Annotated in this window: 19 protein-coding genes; 9 read left to right on the top strand and 10 right to left on the bottom strand. The window is 44.2% G+C overall.

Annotated elements, in window-relative coordinates; translation table 11 throughout:
* Positions 1 to 43 precede the first annotated feature (43 nt).
* From P4S59_RS04495 to sdhC, 4 genes are read right to left on the bottom strand one after another with little or no spacing between them, the layout of a single operon-like run.
* The gene (locus tag P4S59_RS04495) at positions 44 to 754 is read right to left on the bottom strand and encodes a succinate dehydrogenase iron-sulfur subunit (RefSeq protein ID WP_046874253.1); all 711 of its coding nucleotides are present in this window, start codon (positions 752 to 754) and stop codon (positions 44 to 46) included.
* Between the two features lie 15 nt (positions 755 to 769).
* Positions 770 to 2,536 (bottom strand): succinate dehydrogenase flavoprotein subunit, encoded by a 1,767-nt coding sequence (gene sdhA / locus P4S59_RS04490; RefSeq protein ID WP_005393016.1) that lies wholly within the window; start codon positions 2,534 to 2,536, stop codon positions 770 to 772.
* A complete protein-coding gene (sdhD, locus tag P4S59_RS04485; protein WP_005382169.1) occupies positions 2,537 to 2,881 on the bottom strand; it encodes a succinate dehydrogenase, hydrophobic membrane anchor protein in 345 nt (114 codons plus the stop codon).
* A complete protein-coding gene (gene sdhC, locus P4S59_RS04480; RefSeq protein ID WP_017634811.1) occupies positions 2,875 to 3,267 on the bottom strand; it encodes a succinate dehydrogenase cytochrome b556 subunit in 393 nt (130 codons plus the stop codon). The genes sdhD and sdhC overlap by 7 nt, the downstream gene beginning before the upstream one ends.
* Before the next feature lie 396 nt (positions 3,268 to 3,663).
* On the opposite strand from sdhC, the gene P4S59_RS04475 reads away from it, so the two are divergent.
* Positions 3,664 to 4,953 carry a citrate synthase gene (locus P4S59_RS04475; protein WP_005382163.1) on the top strand — a complete coding sequence of 430 codons (1,290 nt, stop codon included), beginning with the start codon at positions 3,664 to 3,666 and terminating at the stop codon, positions 4,951 to 4,953.
* Between the two features lie 87 nt (positions 4,954 to 5,040).
* Here P4S59_RS04475 and P4S59_RS04470 read toward each other — a convergent pair whose 3' ends face one another.
* Positions 5,041 to 5,799, bottom strand: a complete 759-nt coding sequence (locus P4S59_RS04470; RefSeq protein WP_145474338.1) for a Nif3-like dinuclear metal center hexameric protein — start codon at positions 5,797 to 5,799, stop codon at positions 5,041 to 5,043.
* A 232-nt stretch (positions 5,800 to 6,031) separates the two neighbouring features.
* Between P4S59_RS04470 and P4S59_RS04465 the strand changes: the two genes are divergently transcribed.
* Positions 6,032 to 6,805, top strand: a complete 774-nt coding sequence (locus P4S59_RS04465) for a DUF1853 family protein (protein ID WP_046874255.1) — start codon at positions 6,032 to 6,034, stop codon at positions 6,803 to 6,805.
* Between the two features lie 62 nt (positions 6,806 to 6,867).
* Here P4S59_RS04465 and pgm read toward each other — a convergent pair whose 3' ends face one another.
* Both pgm and seqA read right to left on the bottom strand, forming a co-directional pair.
* Positions 6,868 to 8,514, bottom strand: a complete 1,647-nt coding sequence (gene pgm / locus P4S59_RS04460; protein WP_337168015.1) for a phosphoglucomutase (alpha-D-glucose-1,6-bisphosphate-dependent) — start codon at positions 8,512 to 8,514, stop codon at positions 6,868 to 6,870.
* Positions 8,515 to 8,606: 92 nt separating this feature from the next.
* Positions 8,607 to 9,149 carry a replication initiation negative regulator SeqA gene (seqA, locus tag P4S59_RS04455; protein ID WP_005393026.1) on the bottom strand — a complete coding sequence of 181 codons (543 nt, stop codon included), beginning with the start codon at positions 9,147 to 9,149 and terminating at the stop codon, positions 8,607 to 8,609.
* 92 nt (positions 9,150 to 9,241) lie between these two features.
* On the opposite strand from seqA, the gene P4S59_RS04450 reads away from it, so the two are divergent.
* The 3 genes from P4S59_RS04450 to fldA all read left to right on the top strand — a co-directional run bounded on the left by P4S59_RS04450 (position 9,242) and on the right by fldA (position 10,925).
* Positions 9,242 to 10,009: an alpha/beta fold hydrolase gene (locus P4S59_RS04450; RefSeq protein ID WP_012842048.1), complete on the top strand. Its 768-nt coding sequence runs from the start codon at positions 9,242 to 9,244 to the stop codon at positions 10,007 to 10,009.
* Positions 10,010 to 10,121: 112 nt separating this feature from the next.
* The gene (locus P4S59_RS04445; RefSeq protein ID WP_005393038.1) at positions 10,122 to 10,343 is read left to right on the top strand and encodes a DUF2788 domain-containing protein; all 222 of its coding nucleotides are present in this window, start codon (positions 10,122 to 10,124) and stop codon (positions 10,341 to 10,343) included.
* A gap of 48 nt (positions 10,344 to 10,391) precedes the next feature.
* A complete protein-coding gene (gene fldA, locus P4S59_RS04440) occupies positions 10,392 to 10,925 on the top strand; it encodes a flavodoxin FldA (RefSeq protein WP_005393040.1) in 534 nt (177 codons plus the stop codon).
* Positions 10,926 to 10,975: 50 nt separating this feature from the next.
* Here the strand turns inward: fldA and P4S59_RS04435 are convergent, their stop codons facing one another.
* Positions 10,976 to 11,479 (bottom strand): DUF4442 domain-containing protein, encoded by a 504-nt coding sequence (locus P4S59_RS04435; RefSeq protein ID WP_005393042.1) that lies wholly within the window; start codon positions 11,477 to 11,479, stop codon positions 10,976 to 10,978.
* A gap of 200 nt (positions 11,480 to 11,679) precedes the next feature.
* Here P4S59_RS04435 and fcrX point away from each other — a divergent pair, with 200 nt between their 5' ends.
* Positions 11,680 to 12,129, top strand: a complete 450-nt coding sequence (fcrX, locus tag P4S59_RS04430; protein ID WP_005382141.1) for a ferric iron uptake transcriptional regulator FcrX — start codon at positions 11,680 to 11,682, stop codon at positions 12,127 to 12,129.
* A gap of 289 nt (positions 12,130 to 12,418) precedes the next feature.
* Here the strand turns inward: fcrX and glnS are convergent, their stop codons facing one another.
* Together glnS and nagE are read right to left on the bottom strand one after the other, a co-directional pair.
* Positions 12,419 to 14,089 carry a glutamine--tRNA ligase gene (gene glnS / locus P4S59_RS04425; protein ID WP_337168014.1) on the bottom strand — a complete coding sequence of 557 codons (1,671 nt, stop codon included), beginning with the start codon at positions 14,087 to 14,089 and terminating at the stop codon, positions 12,419 to 12,421.
* A gap of 236 nt (positions 14,090 to 14,325) precedes the next feature.
* Positions 14,326 to 15,897: an N-acetylglucosamine-specific PTS transporter subunit IIBC gene (gene nagE, locus P4S59_RS04420; RefSeq protein WP_006742711.1), complete on the bottom strand. Its 1,572-nt coding sequence runs from the start codon at positions 15,895 to 15,897 to the stop codon at positions 14,326 to 14,328.
* A 489-nt stretch (positions 15,898 to 16,386) separates the two neighbouring features.
* Here nagE and nagA point away from each other — a divergent pair, with 489 nt between their 5' ends.
* The 3 genes from nagA (at position 16,387) to P4S59_RS04405 (ending at position 20,411) form a co-directional block, all read left to right on the top strand.
* The gene (gene nagA, locus P4S59_RS04415) at positions 16,387 to 17,523 is read left to right on the top strand and encodes an N-acetylglucosamine-6-phosphate deacetylase (RefSeq protein ID WP_047009534.1); all 1,137 of its coding nucleotides are present in this window, start codon (positions 16,387 to 16,389) and stop codon (positions 17,521 to 17,523) included.
* 2 nt (positions 17,524 to 17,525) lie between these two features.
* Complete coding sequence (gene nagC, locus P4S59_RS04410) at positions 17,526 to 18,740, top strand: DNA-binding transcriptional regulator NagC (RefSeq protein WP_006742713.1); 1,215 nt, start codon at positions 17,526 to 17,528, stop codon at positions 18,738 to 18,740.
* An 81-nt stretch (positions 18,741 to 18,821) separates the two neighbouring features.
* Positions 18,822 to 20,411: a cation:proton antiporter family protein gene (locus tag P4S59_RS04405; protein WP_006742714.1), complete on the top strand. Its 1,590-nt coding sequence runs from the start codon at positions 18,822 to 18,824 to the stop codon at positions 20,409 to 20,411.
* Positions 20,412 to 20,611: the final 200 nt, after the last annotated feature.

Raw genomic sequence — 20,611 nt, 5'->3', positions numbered from 1 at the left:
TCGGGTGATCCGCAACACTGCGACATTCCTAAGAGCGAGTAAATTAAACCGAGCGATTAACCAGCATCGACTTAATATGGCCGATGGCTTTCGTCGGATTTAATCCCTTAGGACAAACACTTACACAATTCATGATGCCATGGCAACGAAAAACGCTAAATGCATCATCAAGATCAGACAAACGTTCATCTGTTGCCGTATCACGGCTATCAATTAGCCAGCGGTACGCCGCAAGAAGACCTGCTGGACCGATGAATTTGTCCGGGTTCCACCAGAATGATGGGCAAGACGTTGTACAACATGCACACATAATACATTCGTACAATCCATCTAAATGCGCACGATCATCAGGCGATTGTAGGTTCTCGCGTGATGGTGGTAATGCACCATCATCAATCAAGAATGGTTTAACTTTCGCATAGTTATCATAGAACTGCGTCATGTCAACGATAAGATCGCGCACGACAGGTAACCCTGGCAATGGACGAATAACTATCTTTTCGCCTTGTAGAGCAGATAACGGTGTGATACACGCTAGACCATTTTTACCATTCATGTTCAAACCATCAGAACCACATACCCCTTCACGGCATGAGCGACGGAACGCGATGCTTGGATCTTGCTCTTTTAGCAGAATCAATGCATCAAGCACCATCATGTCTGAGCCTTCGTCTACCTCAAGGGTATACTCTTTCATGTAAGGCTTGGTATCCACGTCCGGATTGTAACGGTATAAAGAGAAGTTCAATTTCATAGTCGTATCCTCCCTTTAGTATGTACGTACTTTCGGTGGGAAAGCTTCACGATGCGTTGGCGTCATGTTCACATCACGCTTAGTCATCGCTTCTGTTTCCGGGTTGTAGATAGAGTGACATAGCCAGTTCTCATCATCACGCTCAGGGAAATCGAAACGAGCATGTGCGCCACGGCTTTCAGTACGGTAGTTCGCCGCTACGGCTGTAGAGAATGCTGTTTCCATCAAGTTGTCTAGCTCTAGACACTCAATACGTTGCGTGTTGAATTCTGAAGACTTGTCCGCTAGATGTGCATCTTTCAGACGTTCGCGAATCACTTTCAACTCTTCTAGGCCCGTTGCCATTGCATCGCCTTCACGGAATACCGAGAAGCTGTTTTGCATGCAAGCTTGTAGGTCTTTACGGATTTGAACTGGATCTTCACCGCCAGTACTATTTTCCCAACGCATTGTACGCGCTAGAGATGCTTCAATATCAGATTCAGTTGCAGGACGTGCCTCAGCTTGCGCTGCGAGCGTTTCGCCAAGGTGCAAGCCAGTCGCGCGACCAAATACAACTAAGTCTAGTAATGAGTTACCGCCTAGACGGTTTGCTCCGTGTACTGATACAGAAGCAATCTCACCACATGCATATAGACCTTGTACTTCCATCTCGCTGCCGTCAGCCTTTTGCTTGATTGCTTGGCCAGACACTTGAGTCGGTACACCACCCATCATGTAGTGACAGGTTGGAATCACTGGAATTGGCTCTTTCACTGGATCAACGTGCGCGAAAGTACGAGACAGCTCACAAATACCAGGCAGACGTGACTCAAGCACTTCTTTACCAAGGTGATCCAACTTCAGCTTAATGTGTGGACCCCAAGGGCCATCACAACCGCGGCCTTCGCGGATTTCGATCATCATTGAACGTGCAACTACGTCACGACCAGCAAGGTCTTTCGCGTTTGGAGCATAACGTTCCATGAAGCGTTCACCATCTTTATTTAGAAGGTAACCACCTTCACCACGACAACCTTCTGTTACAAGAACACCTGCACCAGCGATACCCGTTGGGTGGAACTGCCACATTTCCATGTCTTGCATAGGTACACCCGCACGCAATGCCATACCTACACCGTCACCAGTGTTGATGTGTGCGTTAGTGGTCGACGCGTAAATACGACCTGCACCACCTGTTGCTAGAATCGTTGCTTTTGATTTGAAGTAACAGATTTCGCCTGTTTCCATACAAATCGCAGTACAGCCCATTACGGCGCCGTCTTGGTTTTTCACCAAGTCTAGTGCATACCATTCCGAGAAAATGGTGGTTTTGTGTTTCACATTTTGTTGGTAAAGCGTATGAAGAAGCGCGTGACCTGTACGGTCCGCAGCTGCTGCTGTACGCGCAGCTTGCTCACCACCAAATTCTTTTGACTGACCACCGAATGGACGTTGGTAGATAGTACCGTTATCAAAACGAGAGAATGGAAGACCCATTTTTTCTAGTTCGATAACGGACTCAGGGCCATTCTTACACATGTATTCAATCGCGTTCTGGTCACCGATGTAATCGGAACCTTTAACAGTATCGTACATGTGCCATTGCCAATCGTCTTTGTGCGAGTTACCCAGAGCAACGGTAATACCGCCCTGTGCAGACACAGTATGAGAACGTGTTGGAAATACTTTTGATAACAAAGCACATGATAGGCCTTGTTCTGAAATTTGTAGTGCAGCGCGCATACCTGCACCACCAGCGCCGATTACTACGGCATCAAACTCACGAACTGGAATAGACACTTACGCACCCCACAGAATAAATAGACCAGAGAAGACATAGCCGAATAGCACGGCAATAACACCAAGTTGCAGTGCGCCACGCAGTTTCGCGCACTTAATGTAATCCGTTAATACCTGCCACAAACCGACCCATGCGTGGATCAGGATCGAGACAAGTGCCAACATGGTGAATACTTTAGTGAAGGTACCACCAAAGAATTGGGTCCAAGATGCGTAAGAGATATCTGAAAATGCACAGAAGCTAATCAGATAAATCGTGTATAGCGTCATAATGATTGCAGTTGCACGAATTAGTAGGAAATCGTGTACACCATTACGACCAAATGAAGATACGTGTTTTACCATACCAAGATCCCCGCCAATAATGATAATACTGCTGTTGCACCAAACGCGACTTTAGCGCTCATCGTGCCAGAATCTAGCTCTTCAAAGTGACCTAGATCCATCAACAAGTGACGGATACCACCTGCAATGTGGTAGGCAAGTGCAGTAAGAATTCCCCACAGGATGAATTTTACGAAGAAGCTATCGACGATGTCAGCGGCTTCCATAAAACCCATTGGGGATGACAGAGAAATGGACAGTAACCACAGTAGTATACCCACCGCAACAAACGTAATTACCCCAGACACACGGTGTAGGATGGATGCGATTGCTGTGATAGGAAAGTGGATGGTCTGTAAATCTAAATTAACAGGTCTTGACTTTCTTTCTTTCACGGGCTTGCTCACTCAGCTCCATTGAGCATTTATTGTTATAACCAATTTCAGCTTCCAAACGTACAAAAGTTAACATCTATTTAACAAATATCGCGAGTAACCACCCAGATAATTGTAAACAACTTGTTAACAATCGGAGTCCAGCAACAAACCTCACTCTTTGTTTCTAGCCCCGAATTTATAAGGATTTAACTAAAATTTTCTTAGCCAATATACGGCGAGCAACATTCTAATACAATTGGTGTAACAAATTATGCTACATAGAACAGATTTTTAACGATTTTCATGAGAAAAATCATAACAAGTGCACACAAAGATGGAGAAAAATTGACTTTAAGCTTTAACAACAGTACAAAAATGGCACATAAACATCCTGGACGGATTAAATAATAAACAAAGGAGATTGTTATGGCGGATAAGAAAGCGACCCTTCATGTTGAAGGTCAAGCGCCAATCGAACTGCCAATTATGGACGGTACGCTAGGTACACCTGTAATTGACGTTCGTAAGCTGGGAGCCAATGGTTACTTTACTTTTGACCCAGGTTTTCTTGCCACTGCATCTTGTGAATCATCAATCACGTATATCGATGGCGGCAAAGGTATTCTTTTGCACCGCGGTTTCCCGATTGATCAATTAGCCAATAACGCAGATTACTTAGAAGTATGTTACATCCTTCTTTATGGTGAAGCCCCTACCCGAGAGCAATACGAGCAATTCAAAACGACCGTTACTCGCCATACTATGGTCCACGAACAAATCGCAAGCTTTTTCCATGGCTTCCGACGTGATGCTCACCCAATGGCAGTAATGTGTGGTGTAGTCGGTGCACTTGCAGCCTTCTACCACGACTCTCTTGACATCAACAACGACGAGCACCGTGAGATCGCGGCGTACCGTCTGCTATCGAAGATGCCGACACTGGCTGCAATGTGTTACAAATACTCTATCGGTCAGCCATTTATCTACCCACGCAACGATTTGAGCTACGCAGAAAACTTCCTACACATGATGTTCGCAAACCCTTGCGAAGAGTATGAAGTAAATCCTGTCGTTGCGCGTGCGATGGATAAAATCTTCACGCTACACGCGGATCACGAACAGAATGCGTCGACGTCAACTGTACGTCTAGCTGGCTCTTCTGGTGCTAACCCATTTGCATGTATTGCCGCTGGTATTGCATCACTTTGGGGACCTGCTCACGGTGGTGCAAACGAAGCGTGCTTGAGAATGCTAGAAGAGATTGGCAGCGTCGATAACATCCCTGAGTATGTAGACCGCGCGAAAGACAAAGATGACCCATTCCGCTTAATGGGCTTTGGTCACCGCGTTTATAAAAACTACGATCCACGTGCGACAGTAATGCGCGAAACGTGTCATGAAGTTCTCAAAGAGCTAAACATTCAAGACCCTCTACTAGATGTAGCAATGGAACTTGAGCGCATTGCGCTTTCTGATGAGTACTTCGTTTCTAAGAAGCTGTACCCGAACGTAGACTTCTACTCAGGTATCATTCTTAAAGCGATTGGTATTCCAGTTTCTATGTTTACGGTTATCTTCGCGATTTCTCGTACCATCGGCTGGATTGCTCACTGGAACGAAATGCACAGCGATCCACTGAACCGCATCGGTCGTCCTCGTCAGCTATACACTGGTGAGACACAGCGTGAGTTTTCTCCACTTCACGAACGTGAATGATATTTTTAGTTAGAAGATAAACAAAAGGGTTGAGATTTTGTCTCAACCCTTTTTCTTTTCAGCGTCTCACGTTATGAATAGCGAACACTAAACCGGATTATCAATATCGATAAACTCCACATGTAGGCCGTATTCATCCGCTAGCCATTTTCCTAAAGCCTGAACACCATAACGCTCAGTAGCATGATGACCTGCAGCAAAGTAATGAATGTCCATTTCTCGCGCAGTATAGGTTGTACGCTCAGAAATTTCGCCAGAGATAAACGCATCTAATTCGTGTTGTACAGCAAGCTCAATAAAATCCTGCCCTCCACCAGTGCACCAACCGACCGTCTCAATCATCTTATCGGTATTCTCTGGAGCAATATGCAGTGGTTCTCTATCAAGAACTTGATTGATCTTGCTCGCAAATTCAGCACCAGACATCGGTTTTTTCAAGCGTCCAAACATGGCTACTGATTGAGGATGTCCTTCAAGCCCACCTTCTACTTCTATTTCAAGTAAGCGAGCTAATTCGGCGTTGTTGCCTAGCTCTGGGTGAATATCCAGAGGAAGGTGATAACCATATAAGTTGATATCGTTTTTGATCAGACTACGAATTCGTTTACCTTTCATACCACGAATTGGCTCAGGTTCACCTTTCCAGAAATAACCGTGATGAACGAGTAATGCGTCTGCATTAAGCTCAATCGCTTTATCGATTAAGGCTTGGGAGGCAGTTACGCCAGTGATAATACGCTTTACGGCTGGCGTCCCTTCTACCTGTAACCCGTTTGGTGCGTAATCTTTAATTAACTGCGGTGACAGTTTGTCATTAAGAATCTGTTCTAGCTTTAAGTTATTCATTATTACTTCCAATTTCTAGCGCATGTAAACCTAAATAACCTCTCGATGAAATCAGACCGAGAGTGTGCAACCTAGTTGATACAACAACGTTTTGACATCTGGCACCTTGATATCATTTAGGTATTTAAAGTGTATCTCGAACCCTAATATCGATGCTAGCCACCCTACCCTCAAAAGCAAATTTAGTTACAATAACAAAGCTTGTCGCCTCACCATACATTTAGGGATACGGATGAACCAACTGCAACGCTTTTACCAATGGATCGCCACTTCACCTCCTCTTTTCAAGTTACGCCCTCCGTTTGCAACCTTAGAGGATCTTACGGTAACGCCTTTAAAGAACACTGAGCAATACAATGGTAATCCAAGATTGGGCTTTTTATATCAGCACTTATGCACTGCAGTTCTCTCTAGTTCAGAACGATATCAGGTTATCGCGGAAGAGGTTCAGTTAAACGACATCGAAGGTAAGACCATTGGTGCTATCGACTTGGTGTTGCGGAATACAGAATCAAATCAAGTAGAACACTGGGAAGTGGCGATTAAGTTTTATCTTCTTTATAACGGCGTTTGGTATGGTCCGAATGCTCACGACCAGCTGCATACAAAACTGAATAGAATGCTTACTCATCAATTGAAAATGAGCGATCGCCCGGAATTTCAAAAAATAATTCCGTTAAACGACGCCCCACAAGAGCATCTATTGATGCAAGGACGACTCTATATTAATCCGTTTACTCCAGAGCCAACTCCTAGCGAGTGCTTGGGTTATGAACTAAATCCAAGTCAGATTAGTGGTTACTGGTGCTACCAGAGCCAATGGGAGTTAATCGGTAAGCCACTTTATCATTTACACAAACCATGCTGGGCGATTGGTACGGACGATTTATCTCAACCCATTGAAAAGCCTTCAGACCGATTTGTACATGCACAAACGGAGGACGGTCAATTCTGGTTTGTGGTACCGGATTCTTGGCCCGGAAACAACTCAGTTCAGGAATCTTAAAACGCAAAAGGGTTGATGCTTGCACATCAACCCTTTGTTTTCTAAATCGACTATTGAATGGTTTACAGGCCGGCAGCTGCAAACACTTGATTAACGATCTCTTGTGCTTCTGCTTCGATTTGTTTTAGGTGCTCTTCACCTTTGAAGCTTTCACAGTAAATCTTGTAGATGTCCTCTGTGCCTGATGGACGAGCAGCAAACCAGCCGTTGGCAGTCGTTACTTTTAGACCACCGATTGCAGCACCATTACCAGGCGCATGCGTGAGACGAGCCGTAATTGGATCACCCGCTAGTGTTTCAGCCGCGACCATTTCTGGTGACAACTTCTTCAGTACGTCTTTTTGAGGGCCATTCGCTACAGCTTGAATACGGTTGTATTTCGACTCACCGTGTTTCGCCGCTAGCTCTTCATAGTAGTCTTGTGGGTTCTTACCCGTTACCGCAGTGATCTCTGCCGCTAGAAGACATAACAAGATGCCGTCTTTGTCTGTTGACCAAGGCGTACCATCTTTACAAAGAAAAGATGCCCCGGCACTTTCTTCGCCACCGAAGCCGAATTTACCGGTGTACAGACCATCAACAAACCATTTAAAGCCTACTGGTACTTCACATAGCTCACGACCTAGATCCGCAACAACACGGTCAATCAGTGCACTTGATACTAGTGTTTTACCAACAGCTACATCTTTACCCCATGCGTCACGATGGCGGTATAGGTAGTCGATACAAACGGCTAAGAAGTGGTTCGGGTTCATCAAACCTTTTGGCGTAACGATACCGTGACGGTCGTAGTCAGGATCGTTACCAAATGCTAAATCGTATTCGTCTTTCAGTGCCAATAGACCCGCCATTGCGCATGGAGAAGAACAGTCCATACGTACAACGCCGTCTTTATCGAGAGACATGAATTGGAAAGAAGGATCAATCGCTTCACTTACTAGCGTTAGGTCTAGGTTGTATGCCTGACCAATTTGACGCCAGTAATCGATGCCGCTGCCACCCAATGGATCTACACCAATCTTCAGATTTGCTTTTTGGATTGCTTCCATATCGATAACGTTCACCAGATCATCGATATAGGGTTTAACCAAGTCCATCTCCACAAACAGATCCGATGCTTTTGCTTCTGCTAGTGGTAAGCGTTTAACACCTTGTAAACCTTCGGCAATCAGTGCGTTCGCACGATCTTCGATAGCTTGAGTCAACTCAGCTTCTGCTGGACCACCGTGAGTCGGATTGTATTTGATACCGCCGTCTTGTGGTGGGTTATGAGATGGTGTAATCACAATACCGTCTGCTTTTTCATCGTGCTTGATGTTGTAAGTCAGAATTGCGTGCGAGATACCTGGTGTTGGCGTGTAGCCGTTATCCTGCTGTACGATGACTTTTACGCCATTCGCAATCAAAACTTCAATCACGCTAGAAAATGCAGGTTCAGACAAAGCATGCGTGTCTTTACCGACAAACAAAGGACCTGTGGTCCCTTGCTGGGCACGAACTTCTGCAACCGCTTGAGCAATAGCCAAAATGTGGTTTTCGTTAAATGTATGCTTATCAGCGGTACCACGGTGACCTGATGTGCCGAATTGAACCTTGTGATCGGGGTTCTTAGCATCAGGTTGAAGCAAGAAGTAATTGGCAACAAGTGCCGGAATATTATGAAGATCTTCCTGCTGCGCTTTTTGCCCAGCACGAGGGTGCATAGCCATGTTTGACATCCTTTCTTTAAATACAAATAAAATTAAAAAAGCCTCATAATATCCGCTAACTGCGACACATTATGAGGCTTCTATCAGGTTTCTTAGATTGAACCTGTTACTTTTTCTATTAAGTCAGGTTGGTACCCCATGTGTGTCATCACTTGTTCAACCATCTGTCTTTTACGACTGGTATTGTTGTTCGTGATAACCCAAAACGGTGTGCCAGGAATGGCTTTTGGCTTGGTCGTGTTGCCATTTGCCAACAAGGTTTCTTCATTATCTGCAAAGTACACGCGTTTGCGCCCCTTTACATTCGTAGCCTGCGCGAAACCTTCTGGATTTAATTTATGTAAGGTCGATAGTACTAACATAAAGCGATCAATCGCTTTTTTTAGACCGGCAAACTCATCAGAAATAAGCAGCGAACGCATTTCTTTCACTACATCAACAGATTCCGTTTTACCCGCATCTTTACTTACTACAATCCCTTGTGGCTTCTCTACTACAGGCGCGGCTTCAGCTTCCTGCAACTGACCATCAAGGTTTAAAAGGCGTCGCAAAATATCCGAGGCGCTTTCACCGATATGCTTAGTTTGGCTAGCAATGTAACGGTATAGATCCTCATCAACCTCAATTGTTTTCATTCGCTTTTCACATTCTCAATGTTTAAACTCTGGGGGATTATAACGAGATCCTCTCGGATACTCCACGTTAAACCCATCACGAATAAGATAAAATGTCAGCATTACTCAACTATAAGCAGGAAGGCCAAGGCCAAACAGTTGTTTTGATTCACGGATTGTTTGGTAGTTTAAGTAATCTGGGTCTACTAGCCCGCGATCTTATTAAAGATCACACGGTGATCAGTATTGATCTGAGAAATCACGGCCTCTCTTTTCACTCAAACATTCATAATTACGCCGACATGGCAAAAGATGTGGCACAACTCCTACAACACTTAAATGTTGATCCATCTATTATTATTGGGCATTCAATGGGTGGAAAGGTCGCGATGACACTGGTGGACATTGCTCCAGAGCTCGTCAAACAGTTGGTTGTGCTCGACATGGCACCTGTCGCCTACACAGCAAACCGTCACGACAATGTGTTTAATGGTTTACACGCCGTAATTAACGAAAAGCCAGCAAGCCGTCAACAAGCGATGGATATCCTAGCTCAACATGTGGAGATCGACGGTGTAAGACAATTTCTCTCTAAGTCACTATACAAAAATGGCGATAAAATGGACTGGCGGTTTAACGTACCGAGCCTTTTTGAGAATTACGCACAAATTATCGGCTGGCAGGAAATTGCCCCAACAGACATACCCACTCTGTTTGTTAAAGGTGGTGATTCCGATTACTTAATGCCAGAGCACCAACCTGCGGTGCAAAAACAGTTCAAACAAGCAAAAGCACATATTATCGCTAATACTGGCCACTGGCTTCACGCCGAAAAACCGGCTGAAGTAATGAGAGTCATTCGGAAATACATTTCGAGTTAACAAATTCGAAAAGCAACAATAGATTATTGAAATAACCCTTCTTGTAGTGCATTAACTTTACCGTTTAACAGTGGTATAGTGCGCCCAAGATTTTTCGGCATGAAGGGCTAAAATGCTTTACGACTATATGGATATGCTCGAGTCTATTGGGCTCGATCTTCTTTTTGCTGCTATCTTCTTTTTCATCGGGATGGCGATAAAAGATGTGCTAAAGCAAGGCAATGTACCTGTTTTTGGTCGTCGTATTGTGTGGTTAGTCCTTTTCCTAGGCTGTGCTGGCTTTATTGCAAAAGGTGTAATTCAGCTAACTTGGGAAGGCTCTGGGTTAGGTTAAACCCTTAGTACCATCGCCAATAACAAACAATGTAAAGGTATAGACTCTATGGCAAGTGTAGGTATCTTCTTCGGTAGCGACACAGGTAATACTGAAGCCGTTGCAAAGATGATTCAAAAGCAACTAGGTAAGCATCTAGTTCACGTTCAAGACATCGCGAAAAGCAGCAAAGAAGACATTGATAACTTCGATCTTCTTCTTCTAGGTATCCCAACTTGGTACTACGGCGAAGCACAATGTGATTGGGATGATTTCTTCCCTGAACTTGAGCAAATCGACTTCTCTACTAAGCTAGTGGCTATCTTTGGCTGTGGCGACCAAGAGGACTACGCAGAGTACTTCTGTGACGCGATGGGCACAGTACGTGATATCGTTGAGTCTAAAGGTGGCACAATTCTTGGCCATACTTCAACAGAAGGCTACGAATTTGAAGCGTCTAAAGCACTTGTTGAAGGTGACGACAGCCAATTCGTAGGTCTATGTATCGATGAAGACCGTCAACCGGAACTGACTGACGAACGTGTTGAGAACTGGGTTAAACAGATTTACGAAGAAATGTGTTTAGCTGAGCTTGAAGGCTAAATAAATCGAATTATACAAAGACCTCCGATTGGAGGTCTTTTTGTATATTTTCACAAAGCATCGGTGAGCACTTCCTCTTCGCGATACTGAGGTTTCTTTCTTACATAAAGCTTGCGTTGAACCTCTGAAACCACGTTCCCTTGTTTGTCTTTTACATGGGTAATAAATTCAGGAAAACACTTTTCTCCATTCCGTGTCATTTGATAAATGTTTTCTAGCATTCCTTCAGTGACCTCAAATTCTGCAAATAAATCACTTTGCCCTGGCTTAATAAAGTTAATACTCGCCTCTTTATCCCACACGTAATACTCCTCGCGTAGAATCCCCATCAGCATCAACGAGTAAATGGGATCAGTTAAAGAGAAAATACTGCCACCATACTGAGTACGATTGGCGTTTTTATTCCACCAGCGAAGTTTCAAACGCACCTTCACGGTACGAAAGTCTTCAGAAATATGTAAGATTTTAATACCAGCGCCCCAAAAAGGTGGCCAAATATTGAGTGCGAATTTTACAATTCCTGGTTTGTATATCTTCGCAAGTCGCTTATTCATCGCAGTCCGTGCCCTCTCTAAGCTCAATGTTACAAAGTTGTAACTGGTCAGATCTGTAATATAATCGACCTGTTTCTAATTTACAAAAAGATTCTATTAACCCTTTGAAGTTCGTGGTTTAATGTTCTGAGCGCTTATCCTATAATGGTAGGAAGATTGAATTCTGTTAAATCGCTGCAGATGATCCAACGGGAAAGTATATGTCAGATAATAATCAGGCGCTGAAGGATGCGGGTTTAAAAGTAACCCTTCCAAGGCTAAAAATTCTAGAAGTACTTCAGCAGCCAGACTGCCAGCACATCAGTGCTGAAGATTTGTACAAAAAGTTGATTGATCTAGGTGAAGAGATTGGCCTAGCAACTGTTTACCGAGTTCTAAACCAATTCGATGATGCTGGTATTGTAACTCGTCACCACTTTGAAGGTGGTAAGTCAGTCTTCGAATTATCGACTCAACATCACCACGACCATCTAGTGTGCCTAGACTGTGGTGAGGTAATTGAATTTTCTGACGATCTTATTGAAGAACGTCAAAAAGAGATTGCAGCTAAGTACAATGTCACGCTAACAAACCACAGCTTATACTTGTACGGCAAGTGTAGTGATGGTGGTTGTAAAGACAATCCAGATGCACACAAACCAAAAAAATAACGGTTTGTTGATTTAAAATAAACGTCAGCTCATGCTGGCGTTTTTTGTTTCTGAGGGCGATATCTTTCAATAGCTGAATTGCCGTACCAACTTTTGTAAAGCGTCGATTAGACTTACCAATTCAAACCTTAATAAACATCATTGTTTTGCCTCCAAACCGAACATTTATCAAACGTCCCTCGTTCTTAAGCAACTCCCTACACTACCTATAACCGCCGCATTACGATAATGAGAATAAAAAAATGCCAGCATTTGCTGGCATTTTTATCGGTTTTTGCATTAATCGAGATTATTGGTTCTCAATTTTTGCCCAAGTATCACGTAGACCAACCGTGCGGTTGAATACTAGTTTATCTGCTGAAGAATCTTTCGAGTCTGCGCAGAAGTAACCCATACGCTCAAACTGGTAGCCTTTTTCTGCTACTGCAGACGCTAAGCTAGGCTCTACAAAACCATTGATCACAACTAATGATTCAGGGTTGATTGTAGAAGCAAAGTCTTCTGCTGCACCCGGGTTTGGAACCGTAAATAGACGATCGTACAGACGGATTTCCGCTGGTAATGCTTTATCAGCTGATACCCAATGAATCACACCTTTTACTTTACGGCCATCAGCCGGGTTCTTACCTAGTGTGTCTGCATCGTAAGAACAGAAGATAGTCGTGATGTTGCCTTCGGCATCTTTTTCAACGCGCTCTGCTTTGATCACGTAAGCACCACGTAAGCGAACTTCTTTACCTAGCACTAAACGCTTGTACTTTTTGTTCGCCTCTTCACGGAAGTCTTCACGCTCAATCCACAACTCTCGAGTGAATGGTACTTCACGCACACCCATCTCTGGTTTGTTTGGGTGATTAGCAACCGTCAAGTTTTCTACTGCACCTTCTTCAAAGTTTTCGATAACAACTTTAACAGGATCCAGCACAGCCATTGCACGCGGAGCGTTCTCGTTTAGGTCATCACGAATACAAGATTCTAGTGAGCTAAACTCGATCATATTTTCTTGCTTCGTTACACCAATACGCTTACAGAACTCACGGATAGATGCTGGCGTGAAGCCACGACGACGCAGACCTGAGACTGTTGGCATACGTGGGTCATCCCAACCGTTAACCAGTGTTTCAGTGACGAGTTGATTAAGCTTACGCTTAGACATCACTGTGTACTCAAGGTTTAAGCGACTGAACTCGTATTGATGCGGACGGCTTTCGATCGTGATGTTGTCCAGAACCCAGTCGTACAGACGACGGTTATCCATAAACTCAAGCGTACAGATAGAGTGTGTAATGCCTTCTAATGCATCAGAGATACAGTGCGTGAAGTCGTACATTGGGTAAATGCACCACTTATCACCAGTTTGGTGGTGCGTAGCAAAACGCACACGGTATAAAACTGGATCGCGCATAACCATGAATGAAGAACCCATGTCAATCTTGGCACGAAGACACGCTTTACCTTCTTCAAATTCACCAGCGCGCATTTTTTCAAATAACGCTAAGTTCTCTTCAACAGAACGGTCACGGTATGGGCTTGGTTTACCTGGCGCCTTTAGCGTGCCACGGTATTCACGAATCTGCTCTGGACTTAGCTCATCTACGTACGCTAAGCCTTTGTTAATCAATTCAATTGCATATTCGTAAAGCTTATCGAAGTAGTTTGATGAGTAACATACTTCACCACTCCACTCAAAGCCCAACCAGTTTACATCTTTCTTGATAGACTCAACGTATTCGATGTCTTCTTTTTCAGGGTTCGTATCGTCGAAACGTAGATTACATTGACCCTGGTAGTCCTGAGCAATACCGAAGTTCAAACAGATAGACTTAGCATGACCGATATGCAGGTAGCCATTTGGCTCCGGCGGGAATCGAGTATGCACGCTAGTGTGTTTACCATCCGCTAGATCTTTATCAATGATCTGGCGAATAAAGTTTGATGGACGAGCATCAGCTTCACTCATCTATAGCACCTCAAAAATATTAGTATTGTCAGAGAAAACGGAACTCTGCATCCAAGTATGGTTTTGCAGAGTACATTGTTTCTAATGATCCACAATTCTAAGCAATTAGACAACAAGAACTCGCGCTAAAACGACAATATTTATCGAGTTAGAGCGAAAGCACAGCAGATTCAAAGTGCCAAAACAAAAAAAGACCTCCCGAGGGAGGTCTTTAGTCAGATATCAGTTCGATGTAATTAAGGCAATTTTACATTCGATAGGTCTTCATTAGCACCGATTGCTTTCATTTCGCCAGCAACGATTTCAGCTAGAGGGCCAAGGATAACTTGAAGGTTGTTTTCACCAAGTTTAACCACACCTTTCGCACCCAGTTTCTTCAGTACTTCCTCATCAGCGACTGAACGATCTTTTAGCGTCAAGCGTAGTCGAGTGATACATGCGTCGATTGAAGTTAGGTTGTCATGACCGCCAAGTGCTTTTAAGTATTGGCGAGCTAGGTCACCACTTTTCTTCTCACCAGCAGGCGCTGCAGCTTCGCTGTCGTCATCTTCACGACCAGGCGATTTCAAGTTGAATGCGCGGATTGCGAAGCTGAATGTGAAGAAGTATAGAGCACCAAAGCCAAGACCAACTGCACCAAGTAGTAGCGGTTTAGTTGCTAGACCGTAGTTCAACAAGTAGTCAATTAGACCAGCTGAGAATGTGAAGCCGTGTAGCGTACCAAGCATGTTAGCAACAACTAGCGACAGACCAGTGAACACTGCGTGAATCGCGTATAGTGCAGGCGCTAGGAATACGAACATGAACTCTAGAGGCTCTGTGATACCAGTTAGGAATGAACAGAATGCAACAGAGAACAATGCACCACCAACTTGGCTACGTTTCTCAGCAGGAGCCGCTAGGTACATTGCAAGCGCCGCACCAGGTAGGCCGAACATCATTACTGGGAAGAAACCGTTCATGAACACACCAGCGCTCTTATCGCCGCCGAAGAAACGGTGTAGGTCACCAGATTTAACTGTTTCAGTTACTTCCTTCACTGTTGCAGTGATTTCAGGAGTGACAGAGTTAGCGAATTCAAATGTATGAGTTTGACCAGCCACAAGCGTTTTCGCTAGCGCAGGATCCACACACAGTTGTTGTAGAGCAGGAAGCGCTTGACCCGCAGCATTTGCACCAGTTACTAGCACTTCTTGACAAGACCCCATACCAAACCAGAAGAATGAGTTAAGTACGTGGTGTAGACCTACAGGAATAAGGGCTCGGTTCAGTGTACCGTAGATAAACTGACCAATAGCGCCAGAAGTTGAGATGCCATGAGCAAGCGCATCTAGACCACCTTGAATTGTTGGCCATACAATGCCACCAACTGCACCAGCAACTAAAGCGAATAGACCTGCCATAATCGGCACTAAACGTTTACCAGAGAAGAAAGCAAGCCACTCAGGAAGACGTGTAGCATGGAAAGCGTTGTAAGAGTGGCCAGCAATAATACCTGCGATGATACCACCAAAGAACGACATGTTTACTGATGCATCAATTGTTGACGCTGTCGCTGTCAGTACAAAGTACGCAACTGCACCAGCAAGGCCAGCTGCACCTTGACCGTCTTTAGATAGACCGATCGCAATACCAAGGCCAAACAACAATGGAAGGTTAGAAAAGATTGAGTTACCTGCTTGTGCCATAAATGCGATGTCAAAAACATCCGGCTGGCCCAAGCGCAGTAACAAGCCTGCGATTGGCAAAGTCGCAATAGGAAGCATAAGAGCTTTACCTAACTTCTGCGCGTATCCGAGAATATTCACCTTAAGTTCCCCCTATAGGATTAGATGTTATGTTGAATGACTTATTTCAGTCGTCCAATTTAGTCATCCTCAGTTTATGACATTAATTTTGCTCCGCAAATTAAAAGCTCACCGTTTGTGATCATAATCACCACAATTTGCCCTTTCGGAAGGTTTTTGCTAGCGAGATCATAAAACTTATTTTATTATACGAAAAAATGGCGTTTTAAAGATAATATTCTCGCACTTTATGCAAGGCAGAATCAGTGTTATTTTGGTATCTAGGCGGGTAAATCACTGTAACTTTGCTCTGAAAAAGAATCATAAAAAACCATACAATTATTACTTTTCAGTTAGTTACTATGACAATAACATCGATAAAACGCGACTTGCTGTATGTGACTCGTTATCTAATTCAGTGATACAAACTAAGTACCCATATGACTAAAGCAGTCTCCACTTAGGTAACGATATAGAAATTGAATTCTCATCTATAAGGACTAGCTGACTATGTACGCGCTAAGTAACTGTAAAATTTATACCGGTAGTGATGTTCTTACCGATCATGCGGTCATCATCGAAAACGACCTTATTCAATCTATTGTGCCGGTTGCAGAGCTACCTCAGGGCATCGAAGTGAAAGACCTCGCAGGCGCAAACCTAAGTCCGGGCTTTATCGACCTACAACTGAATGGCTGTGGCGGTGTAATGCTAAACGATGCAATCACACCGGAAACCATGCAAATCATGCACGAAGCAAACCTCAAGTCCGGCTGTACTAGCTTCTTACCAACGCTCATTACTTCATCAGACGAAGATATGCGAACTGCAATTTCTGCCGCTCGTGAATATCATAACCAATATCAAAACCAATCACTTGGTCTACACCTAGAAGGCCCTTATCTTAACGTCGCGAAAAAAGGTATCCACAACGTCGATTTTATTCGCCCGTCAGATGAAAGCATGATTGATCTGATCTGCGCAAACGCCGACATCATCGCTAAAGTAACGCTTGCACCAGAGCAAAACGATCCAGAGCATATTGCACGATTAAAAGCAGCCGGCATCGTAGTTTCTATTGGTCATACAAATGCGACCTACGCCGAAGCGCGTAAAGGCTTTGAAGCAGGTATTACTTTTGCCACACACCTATTTAATGCGATGACACCTATGGTTGGTCGTGAACCTGGAGTTGTTGGTGCAATTTATGATACGCCTGACGTTTATGCTGGCATTATTGCTGATGGTTTCCACGTAGACTACGCAAACATCCGAATTGCTCATAAAATCAAAGGTGAAAAGCTTGTTTTGGTGACGGATGCCACAGCTCCAGCAGGTGCTAACATTGATCACTTTATTTTTGTCGGTAAGAAAGTATATTACCGAGATGGTAAGTGTGTTGATGAAAACGGCACACTAGGCGGCTCAGCTTTGACAATGATAGAAGCAGTTCAGAATTCAGTTGAGCACGCGGGGATCGCTTTAGACGAAGCTCTACGAATGGCCACGTTATACCCAGCAACTGCAATTGGTGTTGAGGATCGCCTTGGCCGAGTTCGAAAAGGGATGGTTGCAAACCTAACCATTTTCGATCGTGACTTCAAAGTAAAAGCGACGGTTGTTAACGGACAATACGAGCAAAATTAAGCATGAATGGCGGACAGATTGGTAATGTAGATTTAGTAAAACAGCTTAACAGCGCTGCGGTATATAGGCTGATTGATCAGCAAGGTCCTATCTCCCGTATTCAAGTCGCAGATGTGAGCCAGCTCGCACCTGCTAGTGTTACCAAAATAACCCGCCAACTTTTAGAGCGCGGCCTTATTAAAGAGGTCGCCCAGCAAGCTTCAACTGGTGGTCGTCGTGCAATCTCTCTGACCACCGAAGTCAAACCCTTCCACTCTATTGCGGTTCGTTTAGGTCGAGATTACGTACAATTTTGTTTGTACGATTTAGGTGGCACTGCACTTGCGGAAGATCAACACGAACTGCATTACACCAACCAAGCTGACTTGATCGCTGGGCTTATCGATTTACTTAAAGACTTCGTAAACCGTTGCGAAGACAAAATTGATCAGCTCATCGCAATTGGTATTACGCTACCGGGCCTTGTAAACCCAACAACAGGCGTAGTTGAGTACATGCCGAATACCGATATCGATAATCTGGCGCTGGGTGAAATTGTTGGAGAGAAGTTTAATACCGCATGCTTTGTTGGGAATGACGTACGTGGCATGGCGTTAGCGGAGCACTACTTTGGGGCAAGCCAAGACTGTCAGGACTCCATTTTAGTTAGCGTTCACCGCGGTACTGGTGCAGGTATTATCGTTAACGGCCAGGTTTTTCTTGGTTTTAACCGCAACGTCGGTGAAATTGGTCATATCCAAATCGATCCGCTTGGTGAACAGTGCCAATGTGGGAACTTTGGTTGCTTAGAAACCGTAGCAGCGAACCCAGCTATTATCCAACGAGTAAAACAACTGATTGCTCAAGGCTATGAGTCAAGCTTGACTGACCTTGAAAACATCACGATTGAAGCAGTGTGTCAGCATGCAATGGATGGTGACGAACTTGCAAAGCAGAGTTTAGTGCGAGTGGGTAACCAGTTAGGTAAAGCGATTGCAATTACCGTTAACTTGTTTAATCCTCAGAAAATTGTCATTGCGGGCGACATTACTGCCGCACAAGACATAGTCTTCCCTGCCATTCAACGCAATGTCGAAAATCAATCTCTCAAAACTTTCCATAACGACCTTCCTATCGTGGCTTCACACATTGATAAGCAGCCAACGATGGGCGCATTTGCGATGATTAAACGCGCAATGCTAAACGGAGTTTTGTTACAAAAGTTACTTGAAGACTAAGTTTATACAACTAATTGAGTTACAATCTCGGGCTGTGTTTTCACAGCCCGTTTTTGTATATCAGGAATACAGCTCAACAGTATGGAAATTATTCTAATTACAACAGCTTTTTTAGCTGGCTTTATTGCGCTTAAATGTAGCCTCCCTCCCCTCGTTGGTTTTCTACTGGCAGGATTTGGTTTGCATGCATTTGGCTATCAAAGCAATGACGTTATCGTCACTCTTGCAGATCTTGGTGTCACTCTTCTTCTATTCACGATCGGACTCAAGCTTGATGTCAAAACGCTACTGTCCAAAGAAATATGGGGAGGAGCGACCGCCCACAACATACTGTCTACCGCTTTTTTTGCACTAGCGCTATCAGGTTTAAAACTACTGGGCTTAACTTCGCTCGCCAGTATGGATAGCGGTCAAATCCTACTTTTAGCTTTTGCACTATCGTTCTCCAGTACCGTTTTTGCCGTAAAAGCATTGCAAGAAAAAGGGGAAATGAACGCTACCTACGGCACACTCGCGATCGGTATCTTGGTTATGCAAGATATTTTTGCCGTGGTATTCCTGACTGCTTCAACTGGCAAAGTCCCAGAATGGTATGCCATTGGTTTGTTCGCATTGCCTTTCCTTCGTCCACTATTCTATAAGCTGTTAGATAAAGTTGGCCACGGCGAAATGCTGGTGCTGTTCGGTATTTTCTTCGCGCTTGTTGTTGGGGCAGGGCTATTCGAACTGGTCGGTATGAAACCAGACTTGGGCGCGCTGATTTTAGGCATGTTGCTCGCAGGCCACCCTAAAGCTTCAGAGCTATCAAAATCGCTATTCAATATGAAGGAGCTGTTCTTAGTCTGCTTCTTTTTAAACATTGGCTTGTCCGCTTCATTGAGCGTCAATGGCGTCGTACTCGCCCTACTATTTATCTTACTGCTGCCTATAAAAGGGCTCTTGTACTTCGTCACGATTAATCACTTTAAGTTTCGAGTACGTACCTCTTTGCTCGCCTCTTTATCGCTGTTCAACTACAGTGAGTTTGGCCTTATAGTCGCAGGGTTGGCCTATAAAATGGGCTGGATGCCAAGCGATATGCTCGCTGCGATTGCGGTTGCGGTGTCTGTGTCCTTTATTATTTCTGCGCCACTTAACCGCCTTAGCCACAAAATTTATCAACACTCCGGCAAGTGGCTGCAAGAGACAGCCGCAGAAAAGCTTAACCAGCGTGACCAACTCATTAACCCTGGGCATGCCCAGGTATTGATCTTAGGCATGGGGCGCATCGGGACTGGGGCCTATGATGAATTACGTGCGCGCTATGGCAAAATTTCACTAGGCATAGAAATTCGTGAAGATGCAGCACATCAGCACCGTTCAGAGGGAAGAAACGTGATCGCTGGCGATGCCACAGACCCAGATTTTTGGGAACGAATTTTAGATACAGGCCATGTCAAACTGGTGCTGCTTGCCATGCCTCATCATCAAGGTAACCAAACCGCACTTGAGCAGCTTAAACGCAGAAAATATAAAGGGCAAATAGCTGCTATCGCCGAGTACCCAGATCAGTTGGAAGGTTTGCTGGAAAGCGGAGTTGACGCCGCATTCAATATATACAGTGAAGCAGGTAGCGGTTTTGCTCGACATGTGTGTAAACAACTTGAACCTCAGTTCACACCAATAAAATAAGCAACCATACTAATATTTTTTAAAAGCCTTTCTATCAATAGAAAGGCTTTTTTGTATGGTTTTTATACCAAACCTTGATTCCATTCACCAAACCAGCCATTAAATTAAATAATATTTACACAACAAGGCTTTTTATCATTTTTATAATCACAAAACGTTGCTTTTTTTACTAGTAATGGCAAATTGAAGCCATACCGATT

Source organism: Vibrio sp. M60_M70, assembly GCF_037162085.1.
GTDB lineage: Bacteria > Pseudomonadota > Gammaproteobacteria > Enterobacterales > Vibrionaceae > Vibrio > Vibrio diabolicus.
Note: the sequence above shows the minus strand (reverse complement) of the source record. Positions and strands in the feature narration are given on the sequence as shown.